Source organism: Nocardiopsis sp. iso_237, assembly GCF_056173345.1.
In genome coordinates, this window is the sequence record NZ_CM149669.1 from 6,093,339 (window position 1) to 6,113,761 (window position 20,423).

Annotated in this window: 18 protein-coding genes; 10 read left to right on the forward strand and 8 right to left on the reverse strand. The window is 69.2% G+C overall.

What is annotated here, in order from left to right; genetic code table 11:
- Positions 1-121: 121 nt before the first annotated feature.
- Complete coding sequence (locus AC0VYM_RS27440) at positions 122-1,639, forward strand: DEAD/DEAH box helicase (protein WP_475456924.1); 1,518 nt, start codon at positions 122-124, stop codon at positions 1,637-1,639.
- A 48-nt stretch (positions 1,640-1,687) separates the two neighbouring features.
- Here AC0VYM_RS27440 and AC0VYM_RS27445 read toward each other — a convergent pair whose 3' ends face one another.
- Positions 1,688-2,608, reverse strand: a complete 921-nt coding sequence (locus tag AC0VYM_RS27445) for a DMT family transporter (protein WP_475456926.1) — start codon at positions 2,606-2,608, stop codon at positions 1,688-1,690.
- Between the two features lie 340 nt (positions 2,609-2,948).
- On the opposite strand from AC0VYM_RS27445, the gene AC0VYM_RS27450 reads away from it, so the two are divergent.
- Positions 2,949-3,686 (forward strand): FadR/GntR family transcriptional regulator, encoded by a 738-nt coding sequence (locus AC0VYM_RS27450; protein WP_475456928.1) that lies wholly within the window; start codon positions 2,949-2,951, stop codon positions 3,684-3,686.
- Positions 3,683-4,885: an MFS transporter gene (locus AC0VYM_RS27455; RefSeq protein ID WP_475456930.1), complete on the forward strand. Its 1,203-nt coding sequence runs from the start codon at positions 3,683-3,685 to the stop codon at positions 4,883-4,885. Before AC0VYM_RS27450 ends, AC0VYM_RS27455 begins: the two co-directional genes overlap by 4 nt.
- A 156-nt stretch (positions 4,886-5,041) precedes the next feature.
- On the opposite strand, the gene AC0VYM_RS27460 is transcribed toward AC0VYM_RS27455, so the two are convergent.
- Positions 5,042-6,604, reverse strand: coding sequence for an SLC13 family permease (locus AC0VYM_RS27460; protein ID WP_475456932.1), 1,563 nt, complete (start codon positions 6,602-6,604; stop codon positions 5,042-5,044).
- A 255-nt stretch (positions 6,605-6,859) separates the two neighbouring features.
- On the opposite strand from AC0VYM_RS27460, the gene AC0VYM_RS27465 reads away from it, so the two are divergent.
- A complete protein-coding gene (locus AC0VYM_RS27465; RefSeq protein ID WP_475456934.1) occupies positions 6,860-7,873 on the forward strand; it encodes a TAXI family TRAP transporter solute-binding subunit in 1,014 nt (337 codons plus the stop codon).
- Here the strand turns inward: AC0VYM_RS27465 and AC0VYM_RS27470 are convergent.
- From AC0VYM_RS27470 to AC0VYM_RS27480, 3 genes are all read right to left on the reverse strand, one after another.
- Positions 7,824-9,239 carry a sensor histidine kinase gene (locus AC0VYM_RS27470; protein ID WP_475456936.1) on the reverse strand — a complete coding sequence of 472 codons (1,416 nt, stop codon included), beginning with the start codon at positions 9,237-9,239 and terminating at the stop codon, positions 7,824-7,826. The genes AC0VYM_RS27465 and AC0VYM_RS27470 overlap by 50 nt on opposite strands.
- Positions 9,240-9,908 carry a response regulator transcription factor gene (locus tag AC0VYM_RS27475; RefSeq protein WP_475456938.1) on the reverse strand — a complete coding sequence of 223 codons (669 nt, stop codon included), beginning with the start codon at positions 9,906-9,908 and terminating at the stop codon, positions 9,240-9,242. It abuts the gene before it with no gap.
- 76 nt (positions 9,909-9,984) lie between these two features.
- Complete coding sequence (locus AC0VYM_RS27480) at positions 9,985-13,506, reverse strand: HD domain-containing protein (protein ID WP_475456940.1); 3,522 nt, start codon at positions 13,504-13,506, stop codon at positions 9,985-9,987.
- Between the two features lie 295 nt (positions 13,507-13,801).
- On the opposite strand from AC0VYM_RS27480, the gene AC0VYM_RS27485 reads away from it, so the two are divergent.
- Entirely contained in the window at positions 13,802-14,572 is a 771-nt protein-coding gene (locus AC0VYM_RS27485; RefSeq protein ID WP_475456942.1) for a YwqG family protein, read from the forward strand.
- A gap of 154 nt (positions 14,573-14,726) precedes the next feature.
- On the opposite strand, the gene AC0VYM_RS27490 is transcribed toward AC0VYM_RS27485, so the two are convergent.
- Positions 14,727-15,167, reverse strand: a complete 441-nt coding sequence (locus tag AC0VYM_RS27490; RefSeq protein ID WP_475456944.1) for a DoxX family protein — start codon at positions 15,165-15,167, stop codon at positions 14,727-14,729.
- A 193-nt stretch (positions 15,168-15,360) separates the two neighbouring features.
- Positions 15,361-15,867 carry a MarR family winged helix-turn-helix transcriptional regulator gene (locus AC0VYM_RS27495; RefSeq protein WP_475456946.1) on the reverse strand — a complete coding sequence of 169 codons (507 nt, stop codon included), beginning with the start codon at positions 15,865-15,867 and terminating at the stop codon, positions 15,361-15,363.
- Between the two features lie 85 nt (positions 15,868-15,952).
- On the opposite strand from AC0VYM_RS27495, the gene AC0VYM_RS27500 reads away from it, so the two are divergent.
- The 3 genes from AC0VYM_RS27500 (at position 15,953) to AC0VYM_RS27510 (ending at position 17,854) form a co-directional block, all read left to right on the forward strand.
- Positions 15,953-16,732 (forward strand): dioxygenase family protein, encoded by a 780-nt coding sequence (locus tag AC0VYM_RS27500; protein WP_475456948.1) that lies wholly within the window; start codon positions 15,953-15,955, stop codon positions 16,730-16,732.
- A 38-nt stretch (positions 16,733-16,770) separates the two neighbouring features.
- A complete protein-coding gene (locus tag AC0VYM_RS27505) occupies positions 16,771-17,340 on the forward strand; it encodes an NADAR family protein (protein ID WP_475456950.1) in 570 nt (189 codons plus the stop codon).
- 274 nt (positions 17,341-17,614) lie between these two features.
- On the forward strand, positions 17,615-17,854 hold the full coding sequence (locus AC0VYM_RS27510; RefSeq protein WP_475456952.1) for a hypothetical protein: 240 nt from the start codon (positions 17,615-17,617) through the stop codon (positions 17,852-17,854).
- A gap of 51 nt (positions 17,855-17,905) precedes the next feature.
- On the opposite strand, the gene AC0VYM_RS27515 is transcribed toward AC0VYM_RS27510, so the two are convergent.
- Positions 17,906-18,484, reverse strand: coding sequence for a TetR/AcrR family transcriptional regulator (locus tag AC0VYM_RS27515; protein ID WP_475456954.1), 579 nt, complete (start codon positions 18,482-18,484; stop codon positions 17,906-17,908).
- 130 nt (positions 18,485-18,614) lie between these two features.
- Between AC0VYM_RS27515 and AC0VYM_RS27520 the strand changes: the two genes are divergently transcribed.
- Together AC0VYM_RS27520 and AC0VYM_RS27525 are read left to right on the forward strand one after the other, a co-directional pair.
- A complete protein-coding gene (locus AC0VYM_RS27520; protein ID WP_475456956.1) occupies positions 18,615-19,223 on the forward strand; it encodes a dihydrofolate reductase family protein in 609 nt (202 codons plus the stop codon).
- 462 nt (positions 19,224-19,685) lie between these two features.
- Positions 19,686-20,345 (forward strand): TetR/AcrR family transcriptional regulator, encoded by a 660-nt coding sequence (locus AC0VYM_RS27525; protein WP_475456958.1) that lies wholly within the window; start codon positions 19,686-19,688, stop codon positions 20,343-20,345.
- The last annotated feature ends 78 nt before the right edge of the window (positions 20,346-20,423 follow it).

Sequence of the window (20,423 nt, forward strand, 5' to 3'; positions counted from 1 at the left end):
CCCAGCGCTACGTGTGGGCCGTGGATATCGAAGTATTTTCCCCCACGCAGTCTCGGTGTCACTCGCCGAAGCACTGCTGTGGACTTCCGACCCGGCCTATGTCGTCGGCGAAAGGTCATCTGTGAACCATCCCCGTACCAACGCACGTCGCGACCGCACTTCCAACGGTTCCCGCGGCGGCTCCGGCTCCTACGGCCGCCCGCGTCCCCGTCGTTCCTTCGACGGTCCCCGTCGCGGCGGCGGCAACCAGGGCCGCCCCGGCGGCGGCTCGCGCTTCTCCGGCGGCGAGTTCGCGCTGCCGACCACCGTCAACCCCGGGCTCGACCCGGTGGACGACTTCCAGGCCCTGGACATGCCCGCTCCGCTCAAGGAGACGCTGGCCCGCCAGGGGCTGACCACGCCCTCCACGATCCAGGCGGCCACGCTGCCGAACTCGCTGGCCAGGCGGGACGTCCTCGGCCGCAGCCAGACGGGCTCGGGCAAGACCCTCGCCTTCGGCCTGGCTCTGCTGGCCCGGCTGGAGGGCCGCAAGGCCGAGGAGCGGCACCCGCTGGCCGTGGTGCTGGCGCCGACCCGCGAGCTCGCCCAGCAGGTCACCGACTCCCTCACGCCCTACGCCCGTTCGGTGCGGGTGCGCATGGCGACCGTGGTGGGCGGCATGCCCATCCACCGCCAGGCCCGTTCCCTGCGCCAGGGCGTCGAGCTGGTCGTGGCCACGCCCGGCCGTCTGCGCGACCTCATGGAGCGCGGCGACTGCGTCCTGGACCAGGTCGAGGCCGTGGTGCTCGACGAGGCCGACCAGATGACCGACATGGGCTTCATGCCGCAGGTCACCGCGATCCTGGAGCAGGTCCCGTCCGACGGTCAGCGCATGCTGTTCTCGGCCACCCTGGACCGGAACGTGGACCAGCTGGTCCGCCGCTTCCTCAACGACCCGGTGGTGCACTCGGTCGACCCGTCCGAGGGCGCGGTCTCGACCATGGAGCACCACGTCCTGCACGTGTCCCACGCGGACAAGCAGGCCACCGCCACCCACATCGCGGCCCGCGACGGCCAGGTCATCATGTTCCTGGACACCAAGCACGCCGTGGACCGGATGGCGCAGCACCTGCTGGCCAGCGGCGTCCGGGCGGCACCGCTGCACGGCGGCCGCTCCCAGCCGCAGCGCACCCGCACCCTCAAGCAGTTCAAGGAGGGCACGGTCACCGCGCTGATCGCCACGAACGTCGCCGCGCGCGGCATCCACGTGGACGGCCTGGACCTGGTCGTGAACATCGACCCGCCCACCGACCACAAGGACTACCTGCACCGCGGCGGCCGTACCGCCCGCGCGGGCGAGTCCGGCAACGTGGTCACGCTCGTGACGCCCAACCAGCGCCGCGACATGACCCGCCTGATGTACCGCGCGCGGATCGAGCCGCAGATCGCCCAGGTGCACGCCGAGGACCCGGAGCTGGCCCGCGTGACCGGCGCCCGCACCCCGTCCGGTGTGCCGGTGAGCCTGCCCCCCGAGCCGCGCCGGGAGAACCGTCAGCGCGGTCCGCGCGGCGGCCAGGGCGGTCCTCGTGGCGGCTACGGCGGCCCGCGCTCGGGTGGGTCCTCCCGCCCGCGCCGTCCGCGTCGCGCCCCGCAGGACTAGGCACCGACCTCACGAGCCCCGTCACACCCGTGGCGGGGCTCCGTCGTGTCACCTGCGCGCTGACGACAGCGCCACCCCGGCCACGATGAGCACCGCGCAGACCGCCTGGGCTCCCGTGACGGGTTCCCCGATGGTCAGGTACGCGAGGGCCGCCACGCAGACCGGCTGGAGGTAGTAGAGGACCCCGGCGCGGGTGGCGCCGATCATCTCCACGGACCTGTTCCACAGGAAGAACGCCAGCGCCGAGGAGGCGGCCCCGATGTAGAGCAGGGCCGCGAGGTTCCCCGGTGTCGGGGTGAAGCCGCCCTGCGTCGTCACGGAGACGATCTGCGCGGGGAGCAGCATGACCAGCCCGAAGAGAACCGTGGCGGCGAGGAAGACCACGGCGGGCAGCCCCTGGGGTTTGCGCCTGAGCAGCGCGGAGTACCCGGCGAAGGTGAACATGGCCGCGAGCATCCAGAGGTCGCCGGTGGCGAGGTCCATGGTGAGGAGCACCCCGACGTCGCCCTTGGTGATCAGGCCGACCACGGCCGCCAGGGCGACGGCCATGCCCGTGACGCGCAGCGGGGACAGGCGTTCCCCGCCGATCACGGCGAAGACCGCGATCGCCACCGGGGAGGCCGCCGCGATGAGCGCGAGGTTGGTGGCCGACGTGGTGTGCCCCGCGACGTAGATCAGGGTGTTGAAGAGCGTGACGCCGAGCAGGCTGACCAGGGCGATGTAGGGGGCGCGCTCCCGGATGGTCCGCCGGTGTTCCCAGAGCCCCCTGGCCGCGAACGGCAGCAGGACGACCAGGGCGATCGCCCACCTCCAGAAGGCGGTCTGGACGGGTGGGATCTCCCCGGAGACGACCCGGGCGATGACGAAGTTCCCGGACCAGATGAGGGTGGCGGCCGCCGCCAGGAGCGGCCCCCACCACACGGCCCCTCGGGGGGCGGTCGTCCGTTCTTCGGGCTCGGTACTGGTCACGTTGGTGGACACTCCTTCGGATCATCGGATGAATACGGGTCCGGGCACGGCGGCGACCGCCCCGGAGGGCTCTCGTGCGGAAGGGCCGTCGGGCGGCGAAGGGGAGACGGGCGCGGCCGGTCCGGGGTCAGAGCCCTCGGCGCGGCGGGCGGTCCGGGCACTCGGTCGGGGCCCGGCGAGCGGGCGGCACGGCGTCGGTTCCGAGTGCGGGCAGCACACAGACCTCCAAGGTGGAGAGTGGTGTGCGGCCGGGGCGATTGTCGCACACCCCCGTCCCGGGACGAACGCCCCGGGGCACCCTTGTGGGCGCGGACCCCGGATCCCTAGACTCCCCGTGCAAATGTCGGACAACCAGGAGGCCACCGTGACGTCCATGACCCAGCCCACCCGGGCCGAACCCCTGGTCGTGCAGGTCAGCAGGCAGTTCAGGGAGCGCGTCACGACCGGGGCCTGGGCCGTCCACAGCCGTATCCCCGGTGAGAAGCACCTCGCGGAGGAGCTCGGGGTCAGCCGGGGCACCGTCCGCGAGGCCCTGCGCGCCCTCACCGCCGCCGGGCTGCTGGAGCCCCGCGTGGGCGACGGCACCTACGTCCGGGCCAGCGACGAGCTCACCGGTCTGCTCGCCCAGAGCGGCGGCACCGACCTCGAACACGTCCTGGACGTCCGCGCCGTACTGGAGGTCGCCGCCGCCGAACGCGCCGCGCGCCACCGCACCGACGCCCACCTGGACGCCATGCGCGAGGCCGTCGCCGCCCGAGCCGAGGCCGAGCGCGCCGACGACGTGGACGCCTACGTGGCCGCCGACTCCCGCTTCCACCGCGCCGTCGTGGAGGCCGCCCACAACCCGCTGCTCACCCGGCTCTACGACGCGCTCCGGGAGAACGTGGTGGAGTCCATCCGGCGCACCACCTCCCTGCCCGAGGTGCAGGGCCTCAACGACCTGCACGAGGGCCTGCTCGCCGCGGTCGAGGACGGTTCCCCCGAGCACGCCCGCGCCATCGCCGTCGAGCTCGCCGACGAGCTCGGGTTCATCAGCGCCGTCATCGAGGACGAGACCCGGCCGGGCGGGACCGCGTGAGCGCCCCCGCCACCCAGTCCCCCACCCGTTCCTGGGCGCGCGCCGCCCTGGCCCTGGGCTCGGTGCTGGTGATCGCCTCCTGCCTGCGCCCGGCCCTGACCTCGGTCGGTCCCGTCCTGGAGGCCGTCGGCACCACCACCGGGCTCTCCGACGGCGCCCTGGGGATGCTCACCGCGCTTCCGCTGCTGGGCTTCGCCCTCTTCTCGTCGGTCGTCCACGGCCCCACGGCCCGGTGGGGGGTGGACCGCGTCGTCCTGGCCGCCCTGGCCCTCCTGGCCGCCGGGATCGTGGTCCGCTCCCTCCCGACCCTGGCCACCCTGTGGCTGGGCACTGCGATGATCGGCGCGGCCGTGGCGTTCGGGAACGTGCTCGTCCCGGTGATCCTGCGGCGCGACCACCCGAGGCGGATCGCCCTGTTCACCGGGGTGTCCTCCTCGGTGATGACCGGGTTCGCCGCCCTGGGCGCCGGGCTCTCCGTACCCCTCGCGGCGCTCGCGGGCGGATGGCGGGCGTCGCTGGCCCTGTGGGCGGTTCCGGTGGTGCTCGCCCTGCTGGTCTGGGCGGCCCGGGTCCGCTGGGTCCCCTCCCCCGTGCCCGTCGCCGCCTCGGCCGACTCCCCCGCCGAACCGGCCGGGTCGGTGTGGCGCTCACCGACCGCGTGGCTGGTCACCGCGTTCATGGGGCTCCAGTCCACCGCCTACTTCACCCTGATCAACTGGCTGCCGAGCGTGGAGGCGGCGCGCGGGGTGAGCGCGCAGACCGCCGGGTGGCACCTGTTTGCGTTCCAGATCACCGGGGTGGTGGCCGGGCTGGCCATCACGACCCTGATGGGCCGACGCGCGGAGCAGCGCCCCGCCTGCCTGGCGGTGAGCCTGCTCATCGTGGTGGCCATGGCCGGTCTGCTGTGGTTCCCGGATTGGGGGCCGCTGTGGATCATGGTGGCGGGCGCGGGCACGGGGAGCTCCATCGTGGTGGCGCTGTCCCTGATCGGCCTGCGCGGCCGCACCCAGGCGGAGACCACCCGGCTGTCCGGGATGGCGCAGTCCATGGGCTACCTGCTCGCCGCGTGCGGGCCGATCGCGGCGGGTGTCCTCATCCAGCTCACCGGCGCCACGGACCTCGTGCTGGTCCTGGTGGGCGCCCTGGCGCTGGTCCAGACGGGGGTCGCGCTCGGCGCGGGCCGGGACCGGAGGATCTGAGCGACGAAGGGAGCGCCCCTCCCTGACCCCGGTGAACGGTGACGGGGTCGGAAGGGGCGCTCTCGGGAGTTCCGGGACGGTTCCGGGGAGGCGGAGCCACCGTCCCGGGGAAGGGGCCGCCCGGTCTCAGCTCCGGGCGGCCCGTGGCTGTGACGGCTACAGGGAGATCCCCAGGGCCCAGGTCATCAGGCCGTACATGGTGCCCAGGACCAGGAACAGGGCCGTCAGGTTGAGCCAGAGGCCGCCCTTGATCATCTCCCCGATCTTGACGTAGCCCGAGCCGAACGCGATCGCGTTGGGCGGGGTGGCGACCGGCAGCATGAACGCCATGGTGGCGGCGAGCGCGACCGGGACCACGAGGGCGAGGACGTCCATGTCCATGCCCATCGCGACACCGCCCATGATCGGCAGGAACGTGGCCGCGGTGGCCGTGTTGCTGGTGAGCTCGGTGAGGAAGAGGACCAGCGCCGTGACGGCCAGGATCAGCACCCAGACCGGGACACCCGACAGGAAGGAGACCTGGCTGCCGACCCAGGCGCTCAGGCCGGTCGCGGTGAACTGCGCGGAGATGGCCAGACCGCCACCGAACAGCAGCAGGATGCCCCAGGGCAGCTTGACCGCGGTCTCCCAGTCCATCAGCTGCGTCTTGCGGTTCACGGGGATCAGGAAGAGCAGGACCGCGACGGTCATCGCGATACCGGCGTCGGTGACGCCGCCGAGCCACGGGGCGACGGAGGCGACCGGGCCCAGGTCCGCGATCATCGGGATGAAGATCCAGGAGAGCGCGGCGAAGGCGAAGACGGCCAGGACCAGCTTCTCGCCCTTGGACATCGGGCCCATCTTGGCCAGCTCTTCGGAGATGAGCTCCTGCGCGCCCTCGACCTTCTTGACGGCGGGCTTGAAGAGGCGGGTCAGCACGAACCAGGCGATCAGCATGAACACGGCGGCCAGCGGCACACCGGCCATCATCCACTGGCCGAAGCCGATGCTGATGTCGTGGTTGTCCTTGAGGTAACCGACCATCAGGACGTTGGGCGGGGTGCCGATGAGGGTCGCGACCGAACCGATCGACGACGAGTAGGCGATGCCCAGCATCAGGGCGGTGGCGAAGTTCGCGTCCGTGCGGCCGCCGCGGAACTGGGTGATCAGCGCGATCACGGAGAGGCCGACCGGCAGCATCATCACGGCGGTGGCGGTGTTCGACACCCACATGGTGATGAACCCGGTGGCGATCATGAAGCCCGCGATGAGACCGACCGTGTTGGAGCCGACCTTCGAGACGATCGTCAGCGCGATGCGCTTGTGGAGGTTCCACTTCTGCATGGCCAGGGCCAGCATGAAGCCGCCCATGAACAGGAAGATCGTGTCGGAACCGTAGGAGGAGGCGACGTCCCCGATCGCGGCGCCCTCGACCATCAGCGGGAAGAGCACCAGCGGGAGCAGCGAGGTCACCGGGATCGGCAGGGCCTCGGTGGCCCACCAGATCGCGATCCACGCGGTGATCGCGGCGACGACGGCTCCGTTGACGGACAGGACCGCCTCGGTCTCGCCCTCACCCAGCGGAAGCGGCATCTCCGGCATGGCGAGGAAGATCGCCAGGCCGACCAGCGGACCGGCGATGAGCCCGATCAGACGGCCTCGGGTCATGCCCGACGAGGAGTCCTCCTCGTTCTGGACCGACGGACCGTCGGGAGCTTCGACGTCCTTCTGGACAGTCATGGGTACCTCCTCCATTGGGCGCCGACGCTGCGGAGTGCCCGTATTCGGAGGTGTGATCTGCGGATTGCCGCAGGATGACCTCCGAGTTACCTCTCAACTCCCCAGATGGTGAGCTCACACCGTCATGTGTGCAAAGTAACTCTCCATTTCTTGGGATTCCTCTGACATAGGACGACGTTGGGTATGTGTCCTGGAACACGCGGTGAGGTGCCCTCGGCCTCCCTCCCCCTACACGACCCCGCCTAAGCTGCGGGTATGCGATCGACCGGACCGACCAGACGGGCAGTGCTCCTGGGGACCCTCGGGGCGCTCACCACCACGGCCGTGAGCGGTTGCACAAACGACCCCGCGCCGGGGATCGACCGGATCGTGGTCGCCACCGGCCCTGCCGGCGCCGTCTACCGGGAGATCGGCGGGGCCCTGGCCCGGCTCCTCGACCAACGGCTGCCCGACCAGAGGGTCGAGACCGTCGAGACCGGGGCCTCACACGACAACCTCACCCTCCTGGGTTCGGACGACGCCGACCTCGGGCTGGCCAACCTGGACTCGATCCTCGCGACGGACGTCGTCACGCAGGGCTCCACCATCCAGGCGGTGGGGCGGCTCTACGACAGCTTCGTGCACCTGCTCGTGCCCGCCGACTCCCCCGTCCGCTCCCTCTCCGACATCGAGGGCCTGCGGGTCTCCGTGGGCGCGGTCAACTCCGGGACCGAGTTCACCGCCCGGCAGATCGCGGAGGTGACGGGCGTGCGCCCCGAGGCGGTCCGGATCAACCAGGCCAGCTCCGCCGAGGCGCTCGCCGCCGGGGAGATCGACGCCATGTTCTCCCTGACCGGGCTGCCCACCCCGGCCATCGCGGACCTCGCGGACCAGCTGCCGCTGCGCCTGGTCGACCTGACCGGACCCGCCAACGAGATGGTCACCGTGTACCCGGAGTCCTACTTCCCGGCGACCATCCCCGCCACCACCTACACCGGGATCCCGGCCTGTCCCACCATGTCCATCCCGAACCTGCTCCTGTGCCGGGAGGACCTGCCCGAACAGCTCGTGTACGCGGTGACGGACACGGTCTACACCGGGGCGTCACGCCTGGCCGAGCAGCGCCCCGAGGCCGCGCAGATCAACGTGCGGACCGGCATCTCGACGGGGGTCGTTCCGCTGCACGCCGGGGCCGAACGGTGGTACCGGCACAACAAACCCGCGTCCGAGGCGGCCTGGGTCAGCCCGGTCGGTCCTCCACCGACGGCGGCGGGGCCGAGGGCAGTGTGATCACCACACCGAAGCCGGGCCGGTCCCCGTCAGCGAGTCCGTCGCCCAGCCTGAGCTGACCGCCCGACTCACGGACCAGCTCGGCGACGATCGGCAGGCCCAGGCCGGTGCCCTCGGTGTTCTGCTGGGTCGGGGACCGCCAGAACCGGTCCAGGGCGGCCTCCCGCTCCTCCTTCGGCAGGCCCACACCGTTGTCCAGCACACCCACGCGCACCTGTTCCCCGTCCTCCGCGCGCACCTCGATCCGGGTGCCGCCGGACAGCCGCAGCGCGTTGCTGACCAGCTCGTCCAGGATGCTGCCCAGGCCGCCCGCCGGGGCGTGCGCCCACAGCAGGTCGGGCAGGTCCGTGGTCACCTCGATCCCGCGCGACTCCCCCAGCGCGTTCCAGCGCGCCACCCGGGTGTCGACGAGTCCGGCGACCTCCACCACCTCGGATCCGGTCACGCTCTCCAGCCGGGTCGCGGCCAGCAGCGAGTTGAGCATGCGGTTCATGGCGGTGGCCTCGTCGATGGCGATCTCGTGCGCCTCGCGGGCGTCCGCCCCCTTCAGGTAGGGGGCCAGGTTCTCCACCGAGAGCCGCAGGCTGGCCAGGGGGTTGCGGAGCTGGTGGGAGGCCTCGGAGACGAAGGAGCGCTGGCGTTCCAGGGCGCGGCGCACCACGCCCACCATCGTGTTGAAGGAGTCCGTGAGGCGGCGCAGCTCCGGCGGGCCGCTCTCCGCGTCCACGTGGACGTCCAGGTCGCCCGAGGTCACCGCCGTGGTCGCGGCGTCCAGTCGGTGGATGGGCTGGAGGACCCAGCGCGAGAGCGGCAGCGACGCCGCCACCAGCAGCCCGAGGGGCAGCACGCTGAACAGCACCATCCAGCCCCAGGTCGTGAGGATCTCCGCGCCCAGCACGTCGGTGGGCGCGACCAGCACCACCGCCCCGGCGACCTCGCTGTCCCGGCCGATGGGTTCGGCGATGACCAGCGGGTCCGACCGCCAGGGCCACACCGTGGTCGGGGGTTCCGGGCGTTCGCCCGCCAGCGCCACCGTGATCACGGAACCCATGCCCACGTCCGCGACCAGGGTGCGCATCCGGTCGGACTCGCCGGAGCCCGCGATCACCTCTCCGTCGGGGGCGACCAGCACCACGGGGATGCCGTAGAGCTGTTCGTACCGGGACATCTCCTGGGTGAGGGCGTTGCTCCGCTCGGCCTGGAGGGCCGTCCCCGCCAACGAGGCGAACCGGCCCGCGTCGCCCAGCCGGTCGACGTACACGGCCTGGGTCTGCTGTTGGGCGATCACCGTCGCGATGGGCACCAGCACCGCGCCGACCAGCACGAAGGCGATCGGGAGCAGGATGGTCAGGAGGCGGCGGAGCACTCAGGCCTCGTCGAGCATGTAGCCGACCCCGCGCACCGTGCGGATACGCGGACCGGGGCCGATCTTGGCGCGCAGGGAGGCGATGTGGGTGTCGAGGGTGCGGGAGGAGGCCTCCCAGGCGGCGCCCCACACCTGGTCGAGGATCTGGTCCCGTGCGACCACCCGGGGGGAGCGTTCCACCAACAGACGCAGGAGGTCGAACTCCTTGCGGGTCAGTGGCAGGGGCTCGGCCCCCATTCGGGCCTCCCGGGAGTGGACGTCCAGGGTCAGTTTCCCGACCCGCAACGGGGGGTCGACCTGCTCGGGTTCGGCGCGCGCCGTCCGGGTGCGGCGCAGCACGGCGTCGATGCGCGCGAGGAGTTCGGCGACCCCGAAGGGCTTGACCACGTAGTCGTCGGCGCCCGCGCGCAGGCCCCGGACCCGGTCGCGTTCCTCGCCCCGGGCCGTGACGGCGATGATCGCGGTCTGCGGGCGTTCGCGGAGCTTGCGCAGGAGGTCGATCCCGTCGGCGTCGGGCAGGCCGAGGTCGAGCAGGACCACGTCCGCCGAGGGCGCCGAGAGGGCCCGTTCGGCCGTGGCCACCCGCTGTACGTCGAAGGAGGCTGCCCGGAGCGCGGTGACCAGCCCGCGCGCCACCCGGTCATCGTCCTCGACCACGAGAATACGCATGGCTAGCCATAGTAGGCAGAGACCAGGGCACTCGCCCCACCGGCACGCGTCCGCTCCTGCTCGATGACCCTGCAGGTCACCTGCGCGGTATGCGCGGGATAGCGTGCGGCAGCAGCTTCTCCAGGTTGGGGACCCTGTATCCGAGGTGGTCGTACCACTGCATCACGTTCGCCAGCGACTCCCCCATTCGCTGAGACCGAACGATCAGATGAGACACGGACAGTGGCTTACTGATATCAATCCGGGTTGAATATTTGTTTTCCGCGTTCCTCTGCATCAGTTCAACCGATTGACTATACGACAACCCGGGCGGCAGGTCTGGTTCCATTACAGATATACCCATTTCCGATATTTCGCCTACTACAGATACTCGGTCAACATCACTGCGAGTCAAAGCCAGAACCACTCCCAAGGGAACAGGAGCACCAATAGGAAGAGATGAAAACTTTCTTATCCAATCCCAACCATTCGCACCGTCCTTAGAGTCCACCAGCCCCAGAGGAACCTCCACGCCGCATGCAACGAGACGCCGCACGGCGCTATCCAGATCCAGATTTCCAGGGCCTTCCTTCCTCAGAAGATCCCCATACTGAACTTCCGAATCTTCCAAGAATTTCAACACACCACGGGCGACACGAAGCACCTCTCCTGAACTAGTGCTTCCATCGAAACAAATATCCACCAAGAACCTCTTGAGCAGAATATCGAGCAATCCCCCAAGGTCCATCCGATCCAGTAGTTCACATACCGCCACCAGCGGCAATCTGAGCGAACTAGCGATATCTTCCAGCGAAGGAGTAGTCCATTCTCCCGAGTAAACGATCTCCCGCAAGGTGTTCACGTGGGCCAGTTTTGCCTCCGAGACAACGTCATCAAATACCGTCGCACCTAGTTCCTGCATAAGCCCCCGGGCTTGTTCCAGACCCACTTTCATGCGATTCGCAACCTGAGCGAGATCAGTTGGCCGGGCTCTCCCTACGACGCGAATGACCCCAGTCTGGACAAGTTCGTGAGTTTCTACAGTATCCAACATACGCGGCAAAGAATGAACGGGTACAGTGAGGTCACCCTGGGTGAATCCCAGATCCAACCACCTCTGCACAACATCGCCCACACCCATACCCAGGATCGAACCCCGCTGGATCGCAGATATCAAATCATTTTCACAGATCCCACCATCGCCTATCGCAAGGACCTGGTCAGTCGGAATGCCCAAACGAAGTTCACTAACATCAGGCAAATCTTTACACATTCCCAAAAGCTCTTCAGCAACTCCTCCTTTGCCCAAATAGAGAAGCCGCCAAAGGAGTAATCCAGTTTCCACTGGATAGGTGACATTGGGCTTCAAAACCTGAACTGGAAGCAGCCCACCGGAGGCTTTGATATTAACCCCCAAAAGCCACGAGTCGACAGGAAGGTAGCCGCCATCCCCCAGACAAAGCTCGCGGCTTATTCCTGCAGAAAACCCCTCCCGAATCGATAGACCCGCCAGAATATCACCGACCCGATGTCGCCCCCCAACGGTTTTCATGAACCATTCGTCATCCCAAGGACACTCGATCCCCACCCCGAAAGCTTGAACAGAGTCATGAAGCAGCTTAAGGATGCCACTATATACATCACTCAACACCTGTGATCGGTCCACAGAGAGCGCCTTCGGGGCGCGCGGGCCTGAAAGATTCACCACAAACCCATGGAAATCAGAGTCCATGACAGGAACACTAGGATAGAAATCACTGATTTTTACTTTCAAGCCGTCCACGAGAATCTGACCTTGACCTTCACACCAGAAGAAGTCCACACCCTCAGGAGACCGCTCCCAAACGATAGGACTTCCCCTCAAGCGACCAGAATCTGCTTTTCGTCCTGCCAAGCCGGCATGGTTGAGCCTCCCCGCCATCCAGCACTCGGAATCTTCAATCGAACTGGCTTTTGTCGTAAATTCGGCTAGGGCAAGTACTTCCCTGAGTGCCCGAACAGACGACCAACGGCTTCCGAGTTCATCCTCTTTCAAGTAGAGGCGTACCGTCGTACCGGGAGTTCTGCAATCCCTCCCGGTCCGGACCACGCGGAAGAGGTGCCCAGGACCGTGGATGGCCGCCTCAAGCTCCGGTCCCAGAGCTCCGTCCGCGCTCATGCGGCAGGTGGTCACCCGGATCTCGTCGGCGAGCATGAAGTAGCTCAGCACCCCGATCCCGAACCTGCTGTTCGGGTACAGCCGGATCGGCGGGTCCTCCCGTGCCCAGCGCTCCTGTTCCATCAGGAAGCCCGACTCCTCCGCGAACCGCGAGCCCGCGTGGGAGAAGACCCCCCGAAGCTCCTCCTCCCCCATACCGACCCCGTTGTCGGAACAGTCGACGTAGGGACGTCCCGCCTCGTCCACGCCCTGGGTGAACTCGATCGATCCCTCGTACGTGTAACTGGCCAGGGAGATCCGGTCCAGGTACTCGGTCCGTGCCCTGCGGTAGCGGCAGGCGTCCAGGGCGTTCTGGTACAACTCCCGGATCGCCAGATCCTTGTTCTTGTACAACTGCTCGCCGGTAAGCAGCTCACGGGCGCGTCGCTCGTCGATGCGGAACCTCGCCCAGCTCTCGAAGGACCCCTTGGCTGGTTCGACCCGGTCGGAGGAGAGCCGGGCAGGCAGCTGGGCGAAGCGCCCGCGCAGGGCCAGGTGGATGCCGTGCAACATCTCGTCCACCCGCTGCACGTACTGGTGCAGGCCCTCGATCACCGCTTCGTGGCCGCACTCCGCGTTCAGGCTGAGCAGGTGCGGGTCCCCGCCCCACCAGGCCTCGGACACCGTCTCCCGCACCCGCGCGGGGTCCACCGGGAACGGGATAGCGAGGTGTTCGACCACGGTGTCCGGCAGTGAGGTCGGTTCCGGAGCCATCCCCTTACCCAGAGCCAGGATCAGGGCCAGTCGGCGCTCGCGGAGGTGCTGTGCACCCTCAGCGGGCACGTACTCATCCTCCCGAAGGTCTGCCAGGTATTCGCCGTTGCAGACCCCGCGGCCGAGGCGGAGTCCGTGGAGGACGTGCCGAATCCGATCGGGTTTCCACAGCCTGTGGAAAAGATCCGGCGCCATTCCCCAGAGGTCATCGACCCCAAGGCTGTTCTCCGCCTTCGCCATCCAGCGGTGGAACAGCCACCAGCCCACGGCCTCCTCATCCTGGCCCCGGCGAAGCACCCGTTCCCTGAGGCCCCGGTATTCGGCGGCGAACGCCTCGAAGGAGGCGCGCGCCGGAGAGGGCGAAGCGGCGGCTTCGAGAGTGCCCGGAGCCAGTGTGGCCCGTTCCGCTGTCCTGCGGAGTTCGTACACGCGGAAGAGGAAGGGAGTGAGTACCAGGAGGGCCGCCTCGGCCGGATACAGGTCCGTGTCCTCGACCCGTCCAGGGGAATCGAGCAGTTGGGTCAGCCGCTCGTGAAAGCGCAGAGGCACACCGGGGTCGAGCCAGGGATCGTGGGACAGCTGGGACTCCGCCTCATCTCGCAGAGGGACCAGCTTCCCGACGAACTCCACGGTGGCCCGGCGGAACGGTTCGATGTCACGGTCGGCCGGAACGAGCCTCCACAACGGGGATTCCCCAGCCTTCTCCACCCAGGGATCACGGTCGGCGCATTCCGACGTCGGCGGATTCTCCCCTTGGAAATACTGGTTGACCTGGCCAATGCTCCGTGCCTGGAACAGAGACGCGCCCGGTCCGACGTTCCCTGCCGTATTGCTCGACAAGCTCTCTCCCACCGTGTTTCCCTTCACTCTCCTGAGAACAGGCTAGAAGAGAACCGGGTTCAGAGACGGACACTGAAACCATCTCCACGGGCAGTGCCCGGCGGGACCAGCGCTTTCCTCAGCGCTTCCGGAACTGTCGCTCCGCTACGGCAGCATGTCCGGTATGCACAGCACCCAGACGTACCGCGAGAAGGCCCGCGCCAAGGGCGTCCCCGAACACGCCATCGAGCTGGCCCTGAACCTCGCCCTTCCCCAGGCCGAACTCACTCCGTCGAACAAGGACGGCGGCGTTCTGGTCGGACAGTACGGCGGGCTCCCCTCGCTCCCCGAGGGCGTCGAGTGGGACAGCGGTCTGGACTTCATCGCGTCCGTCGACTGCGCCGCGCTCCCCCCGGACGCCTGCAACCTCGCCCTGCCGCGCGACGGCCACCTGCTGTTCTTCGCTGACCGGACCGACCCCGCCGGGTTCGCCCTGATGGAGAACTCCCGCTCCGTGATCCACGTTCCGGCGGGAACGCCCACCACCGAGCGGCCGGTCCCCGACGATGGGGAGTACTTCCCCGCCCTCGACCAGCACCCCCTCTACGCCCGGACCTTCCCGAGCCTCCCGTCGCACGCCGACGACGCCGTCCTCCTCCACCCGGAGATCAGCGACCTCTACTTCGAGCACGAGCTGGAGTACCTCGACCAGAGATCCCGTCAATGGGAAGTCAGCCTGTACCTGGGCGGATACGCCTACTCGCCGCAGGACCCGCCCATCATGGGCTCCTCCCCCGAGGACGAGAAGGGGGGCTGGGTACTGCTGGCCCAGGCCCAGTTGGACATGCCCGACGACCCGGGCTTCACCGCGTGCGTGTTCTGGATCATCCAGCGCGACGAGCTCGCGGCGGGGAACTTCGCGGCGGCGGGGCTGGTGTCGATCTCCTACCACTGACGTGCCGGGCCGGGAGTCTCCCGCGCGGGGACCCCGGACAGCACGAACGGCCGCCCAGCACCGGTGTGGACGGCCGCGTCAGCGGTGCGAGTCCGGACGGGGGGTGGAATCACGGGCCCCTGGTCAGGACGGACGCCGAATCAGTCCGTGCGGTTCATGCCGACACGGACTCCTCGGTTCCGCGCGCGTGGCGGACGCGGCCCCAGGGCAGCAGCCGGTCCACCGCGTGGCGACCCCCCGAGAACCCGAGGGCCAGGGCTGCGACGCCGAGCACCAGCACCAGCTCGTACCCGCCGACCAGCGGGGTACCGACGTGGGCGAAGACGTACGCCCCAACCATCATGAGGGCGAGGGACAGGCCCGCGAGAGGAAGCGCGAAGCCGACGACGAGCGCCACACCGGCACCCACTTCGACGACCACGGCGACGAGGACGGACAGGGTCGGGAAGGGCACACCCAGAGCCGCGAAGCCCTCGGTGGCGCCACCCAGGTCAACGGCCTTCTGGAGCCCGTGGAGGATGAACAGCCCCCCGATCACGGCCCTTGAGAGCAGGGCGACGACATCGCCAGCCCTGCTTTTGAGTGATTCGTTCATGGTGTTCCTGTTCTGTGAGCGGGTATCCCGGTGTCAGCGGCCACCTCGTTGCAGAGACTGCAACACTTGAGGTCACAACCTTTTCCCGGGAAGCAGCATGGTAGTACGTATCCGGCCGAACACATAGAGTCCGGGGGAACGGGTTCGACGGGACCACCATCCGCCCAGGTCAGGGCTGGTAACAGAACTCCGCTCAGTCCCGGGTGCCGGTCCCGTCGGGGTCCGGGTACCTGGGCTCCTCACCCTGGGGGTCGAGCGCGGACAGCATGGACTCGGAGATCTCCCGCAGCTGACCCACCTGCTCGGAGCTGAGCGTGTCGAACAGGACCCGCCGCACCTCGTGCACGTGCCCCGGCGCCGCATCCTCCAGCGCCTTCATCCCCACAGGCGTGATCTCCACGATCACGGTGCGCCGGTCCTCCGGCCGCTTGTGGCGGTGGATCATCCCGTCGCCCTCCAGCCGCGCGGCCGCGTGCGAGAGGCGACTCGGCGAGGAGCGCAGCAGGCGGGCCAGCCGGGTCATCGTCAGCTCGCGCCCCGGCGCCTCGGACAGCATGGCCAGGATCTGGTAGTACGCGTGCGGCAACCCCGCGTCGTGCCTGAGCTGGCGGTCCAGTGCGCCGTCGAGCAGGTTGACGGCCATCAGGAAGGCACGCCACGTGTTCTGCTCGCCGTCGTCGAGCCAGCGTGTCTCGGCCATCGGACCTGTGCCCCCTGAAATACTTGAGCGTTCAATTGTGTTTCTACCGGACACGGACCACCACCCCGAACCCGGAGGCGCCGCCATGGCGACACGCATGCCCACGCTGTACCTGAGCCACGGCGCACCACCCCTGGCCGACGACACCGAGTGGACCCGCCAGCTGGCCGACTGGTCTGGTGACCTCGTCCGCCCGAAGGCGATCCTCGTCGTCTCCGCGCACTGGGAGGACGCGCCGCTCACCGTCGGCGCGACCACGGACGGCACCCCTCTGACCTACGACTTCTGGGGTTTCCCGCAACGCTACTACGACGTGACCTACGCCGCCCCGGGTGCTCCGACACTCGCCGGACGCGTCCGCGAACTCACCACTGGTCCAGGTGAGACCCTCCACCAGGACCCCGCCCGCGGCCTCGACCACGGCGCCTACGTCCCGCTGAAGGAGATGTACCCGGAAGCCGACATCCCGGTCCTCCAGGTTTCCATGCCCACACTCGACCCGGCACGCCTCCTCGAACTCGGCCGCCGCCTCGCACCCCTGCGCGACGAGGGCGTACTGATCATGGGCAGCGGGTTCACCACCCACAACCTCCGGGAGATGTCCCGGCAGACCCACGGCGACGCGCCCTCGTGGTCGGTCGAGTTCGACGACTGGACCCACCGGGCCGTCCTGGACCACGACGTCGACGCGCTCCTGGACTTCCGGCACAAGGCCCCGGCCGCAGCCCTCGCCCACCCGCGCAGCGACCACTTCGCACCCCTGTTCGTCGCGCTCGGCGCGGGGCTGGACGACCGCCGGACCGCCACGTCCACGGTGGACGGCTTCTGGCACGGGCTGGCCAAGCGGTCGTTCCAGTTCGACTGACCCGCCAGAACGTCACAGGGCGCTGGCAGACTCCTGCCATGAACGACGGACACCACCCCGCCGACGCGAGGTCAGTGGCGGACCTGCTCCGGGTCGAGGGTCGCATCAGGTACCTGCACTTCTGGGGACACCAGCCGCCGCCCAGCGGGGTGTCGTCGAGCTGCCTCTCCCAGTGGTGGCCCGCCGACTTCACCGTGGACGGAACCACCTACCGCACCGCCGAGCACTTCATGATGGCCGGGAAGGCGCGGCTCTTCGGAGACCCCCAGGCCGCCGACCGGATCGTGGCGGCCGATCACCCGCGCGACGCGAAGGTGATCGGCCGCCAGGTCGGCGGTTTCGACCAGGAGGTCTGGGAGCGGGAGCGCTTCGAGATCGTCGTGCGGGGGAGTGTCGCCAAGTTCGGCCAGAACGAGGACCTGCGCGCGTTCCTGCTCGGCACTGGTCAGCGCGTGCTGGTCGAGGCCAGCCCCCGCGACCGGATCTGGGGCATCGGCCTGGGCCGGACCCACGAGAACGCCGAGCGCCCCCGCTTCTGGCGCGGCCGCAACCTGCTGGGCTTCGCCCTCATGGAGGCCAGGGCCCGGCTCTCCGGGGAGGCCGACTGAGCGGAGACACCGTTCTCCCCGATTTCACTTCGGATTCGCCTGTTCACGCTGTGTCGTCGAACCCGCCGGAGTAGAGTCCCCACACGCGGACAGCACGGTGCCCCGGCACCCGCACCTGTTTCCCGCCTTGGCACCGCGCCAACACAACCTCGGCCCGGCCTCGTGGACCGCCCCGAGGCCACGCCGCACCCGGGAGACAGATCCTCCAGCCTCGAACGCGCGTGTACCGGACTCCACCGTCCTCACTTTCCAGGACGACACTCAGGGGACTCCCATGGCCTACTACCGCATCCAGCTGAACGACGGTTCCTCCCACACCCTCCAGGCGGTGCGCATGCGCACCGACGCGAGCAGCCTCTACCTGGAGGAGCGCGCGGCCGGTGACTGGCGGCAGGTGTTCAGCAACCCGATCGGGGAGGTGAGCCGCGTCCAGCGCCGGTTCACCGAGAACGACGGCACGTGGACCTGGCTGCCGGAGCGGCTGCCCGCCCCGGTCGGCGTCCGCGCCTGGTGACCCCGGCTCCGGCGCGGGGCGTGACGGCCCCGCGCCACCCGGCCACGGGCCTCAGCCCTCAAGGGTGAGCTGGCCGACCACCAGGTCCACCAGCCCCTCCAGGTCCCCCTCCGCGGCCAGCACCCCGGGCAGTGTCAGGTGCTCGGTGACCAGCCAGTTCAGGGCCAGGTACAGCACCACCACCGTGTGTCGGCCGCCGGGGATGCCGCTCTGCTCGTGGAAGGCGATGTTGGCGTCCAGGTCGGCGCGGACCCGGGCGGTGAGGTCGGCGCGCAGCTCCGGACGGCGGGTGGCCTCCAGTTGGAGTTCGAGCGTGGCCAGGTGGACGTTGGGGTTCGCCGCCATGCGCGTGACCGTGGCGCGCATGACCTCCGCGAGCTTGGCCCGGTCCCGTGGGCCCTCCAGCACGTTGGCCCACTCCTCCTGCTCGGGCATGAACCGTTCGTAGGTGCGGACGCTGGTCTGGGCGAGCAGGTCCTCACGGCTGGAGAAGTAGTTGGAGGCCGTTCCCACGGGCACGCCCGCGCGGGTGTCCACGGCCCGGTAGGTGAGTCCGCGCGCGCCCTCCTCAGCGAGCGCGTCGATGGCGGCGTCGAGCAGCGCGGCACGCCGCTCAGGGTTCCTGACCATGTGTTCTTCCCTTCGTGCGAAGAAATCCCGTGCGACCGCTTGGCAAACCACTATGCGTGGAGTACTTTAATCGAAGTACTTCAATCTTAGTGGTCAATCGGCCGCAGGAGTACCCCTTCCAAGGAGACACATGCGAACCCTCACCTACTTCGTCGCGGTATCGATCGACGGCTACGCCTGTGGCCCCGACAACTCGCACGACTTCTACGAGGCCCCCGACCCGGGCGGCGAACTCGGCGACAACGGCCGGTTCCACGTCGACGAGTACCCCGAACTCCTCCCCACCGTGGCGCGCACCCCGCTGGGGCTGGACGTACCCAACAAGCACTTCGACACCATGCTCCAAGGCCGCGGCTCCTACCAGGTCGCCCTGAACGAGGGCGTGACCAGCCCCTACGACCACATGCGCCAGATCGTGTTCTCGCGCACCCTGCCCGCCGACACCGACCCCAACGTCACCGTCGTGGCCACGGACCCCCTGGAAACCGTCCGCGAGCTCAAGAAGGAGGAGGGCCCCCTGGGGATCGTCATCGTCGGCGGCCCGGCCATGGCCGGCTACCTGCTCCCGGAGATCGACGAACTCATGATCAAGCGCTACCCCGTCGTCGCCGGGCACGGACGCCCCCTCTTCGAGGGCGCAGCCTTCGACCCCGCCAGCTTCGAGCGGCTGAGCAGCACCACCTTCGAGGGCGGCGCCGACTACACCCTCTTCCGCCGCCGCGTCACCAGTGCGACGTGAGCCCGGCACCGGCCCCAAACGGCCGTGCACACGCCGGGGGCGGCGGTGGAACAGCTCCGTCACCGCCCCCGGCCAGCTCCTTGGCACACGCCACGAACGCCCGCCTCAGCGAGATCAGGGGCCACCGGTAGTCTGTCCCCGCCCCGATCCCCCCTTCCCCCCTTAGGCCTCGTGTCGCACCCCCGGCTTCCGCGCACCTTCGGCTCCGTCCTGTGGTTCCCCCTCGCCCACTACGCCCGCCACCCGTTCGTCCTGTTGGCGGTCACCGCACTCCCCCTGATCCCCGGTCAGCTGCTCGGCGCGTACGCCAGCCTGCGCCGACCCTTTGTGCGGCCTTCCGGGGTGAGTCCGAGCGGCCCCGGGAGAGGCGGAACCCCCGAGGAGCCTGGATAGCGTGGGGAGTTGGCGGGCGCCTCCGGTGGCCCGGAGTACCCGAGCGGTACGAGGAAGTGGAGAGCAGGCATGAGCGAGACGACCCCCGCGCGGACGCGTTCGGAGGAGGGACCGACGCCCGGAGGCGCACCGCGCCGACGGGTGAACCGGCGCGAACGCATCCTGCGCGCCGCCGCCGAGGTCTTCGCCACGCAGGGCTTCCACAACACCTCACTGGCGGACATCGCGGCGCTGCTCGACATCACCCCCGCCGGGGTGCTGCACCACTTCGGTTCCAAGACCGACCTGCTCACCGCCGTGCTGGAGCTGCGCGACAGCAACGACCCGGCGCCCGAGGGCAGAGCCATGCTCGACCACCTGGTCGCCACCGCACGCCGCAACGCCGAACGCCCGGGCACCACCCAGCTGTACGCGGTGCTCTCCGCCGAGAGCGCCACCGCCGAACACCCCGCCCAGGAGTGGTTCCGGGAGCGCTACTCCGTGCTGCGCGAGGAGGCGGAGGCGGCGGTCCTGGACCGGATCGGCCCCGAGCACCGGGAGGCCGCGAGCACGCCGGGCCCGCACGGCCACTCCCCCGCACGGTCGGCGGCCACTGCGGTACTCGCCGCCATGGACGGGCTCCAGGTGCAGTGGCTGCTGGACCCTGAGGCGGTGGACATGGCCGCCGTCACCGAGCTGGTGGTGGACGCCGTCGTCGCGCGGCTCACCCGCGAGGCCGCCGAGCACTGAGTACCCAGGACGACGCGAGGGGCGCCCCGGTGCCGTTCGCACCGTGACGCCCCTGGGCTCCGAGCCCTGCCTACCGGA

What these genes read in the sequence shown, in the direction of transcription:
- AC0VYM_RS27450 (WP_475456928.1), top strand. Translation starts at nt 2,949, where the DNA reads ATGTCGGACAACCAGGAGGCCACCGTGACGTCCATGACCCAGCCCACC.
- AC0VYM_RS27460 (WP_475456932.1), bottom strand. Translation starts at nt 6,604, where the DNA reads ATGACTGTCCAGAAGGACGTCGAAGCTCCCGACGGTCCGTCGGTCCAG.
- AC0VYM_RS27465 (WP_475456934.1), top strand. Translation starts at nt 6,860, where the DNA reads ATGCGATCGACCGGACCGACCAGACGGGCAGTGCTCCTGGGGACCCTC.
- AC0VYM_RS27475 (WP_475456938.1), bottom strand. Translation starts at nt 9,908, where the DNA reads ATGCGTATTCTCGTGGTCGAGGACGATGACCGGGTGGCGCGCGGGCTG.
- AC0VYM_RS27485 (WP_475456942.1), top strand. Translation starts at nt 13,802, where the DNA reads ATGCACAGCACCCAGACGTACCGCGAGAAGGCCCGCGCCAAGGGCGTC.
- AC0VYM_RS27490 (WP_475456944.1), bottom strand. Translation starts at nt 15,167, where the DNA reads ATGAACGAATCACTCAAAAGCAGGGCTGGCGATGTCGTCGCCCTGCTC.
- AC0VYM_RS27495 (WP_475456946.1), bottom strand. Translation starts at nt 15,867, where the DNA reads ATGGCCGAGACACGCTGGCTCGACGACGGCGAGCAGAACACGTGGCGT.
- AC0VYM_RS27500 (WP_475456948.1), top strand. Translation starts at nt 15,953, where the DNA reads ATGGCGACACGCATGCCCACGCTGTACCTGAGCCACGGCGCACCACCC.
- AC0VYM_RS27505 (WP_475456950.1), top strand. Translation starts at nt 16,771, where the DNA reads ATGAACGACGGACACCACCCCGCCGACGCGAGGTCAGTGGCGGACCTG.
- AC0VYM_RS27510 (WP_475456952.1), top strand. Translation starts at nt 17,615, where the DNA reads ATGGCCTACTACCGCATCCAGCTGAACGACGGTTCCTCCCACACCCTC.
- AC0VYM_RS27515 (WP_475456954.1), bottom strand. Translation starts at nt 18,484, where the DNA reads ATGGTCAGGAACCCTGAGCGGCGTGCCGCGCTGCTCGACGCCGCCATC.
- AC0VYM_RS27520 (WP_475456956.1), top strand. Translation starts at nt 18,615, where the DNA reads ATGCGAACCCTCACCTACTTCGTCGCGGTATCGATCGACGGCTACGCC.
- AC0VYM_RS27525 (WP_475456958.1), top strand. Translation starts at nt 19,686, where the DNA reads ATGAGCGAGACGACCCCCGCGCGGACGCGTTCGGAGGAGGGACCGACG.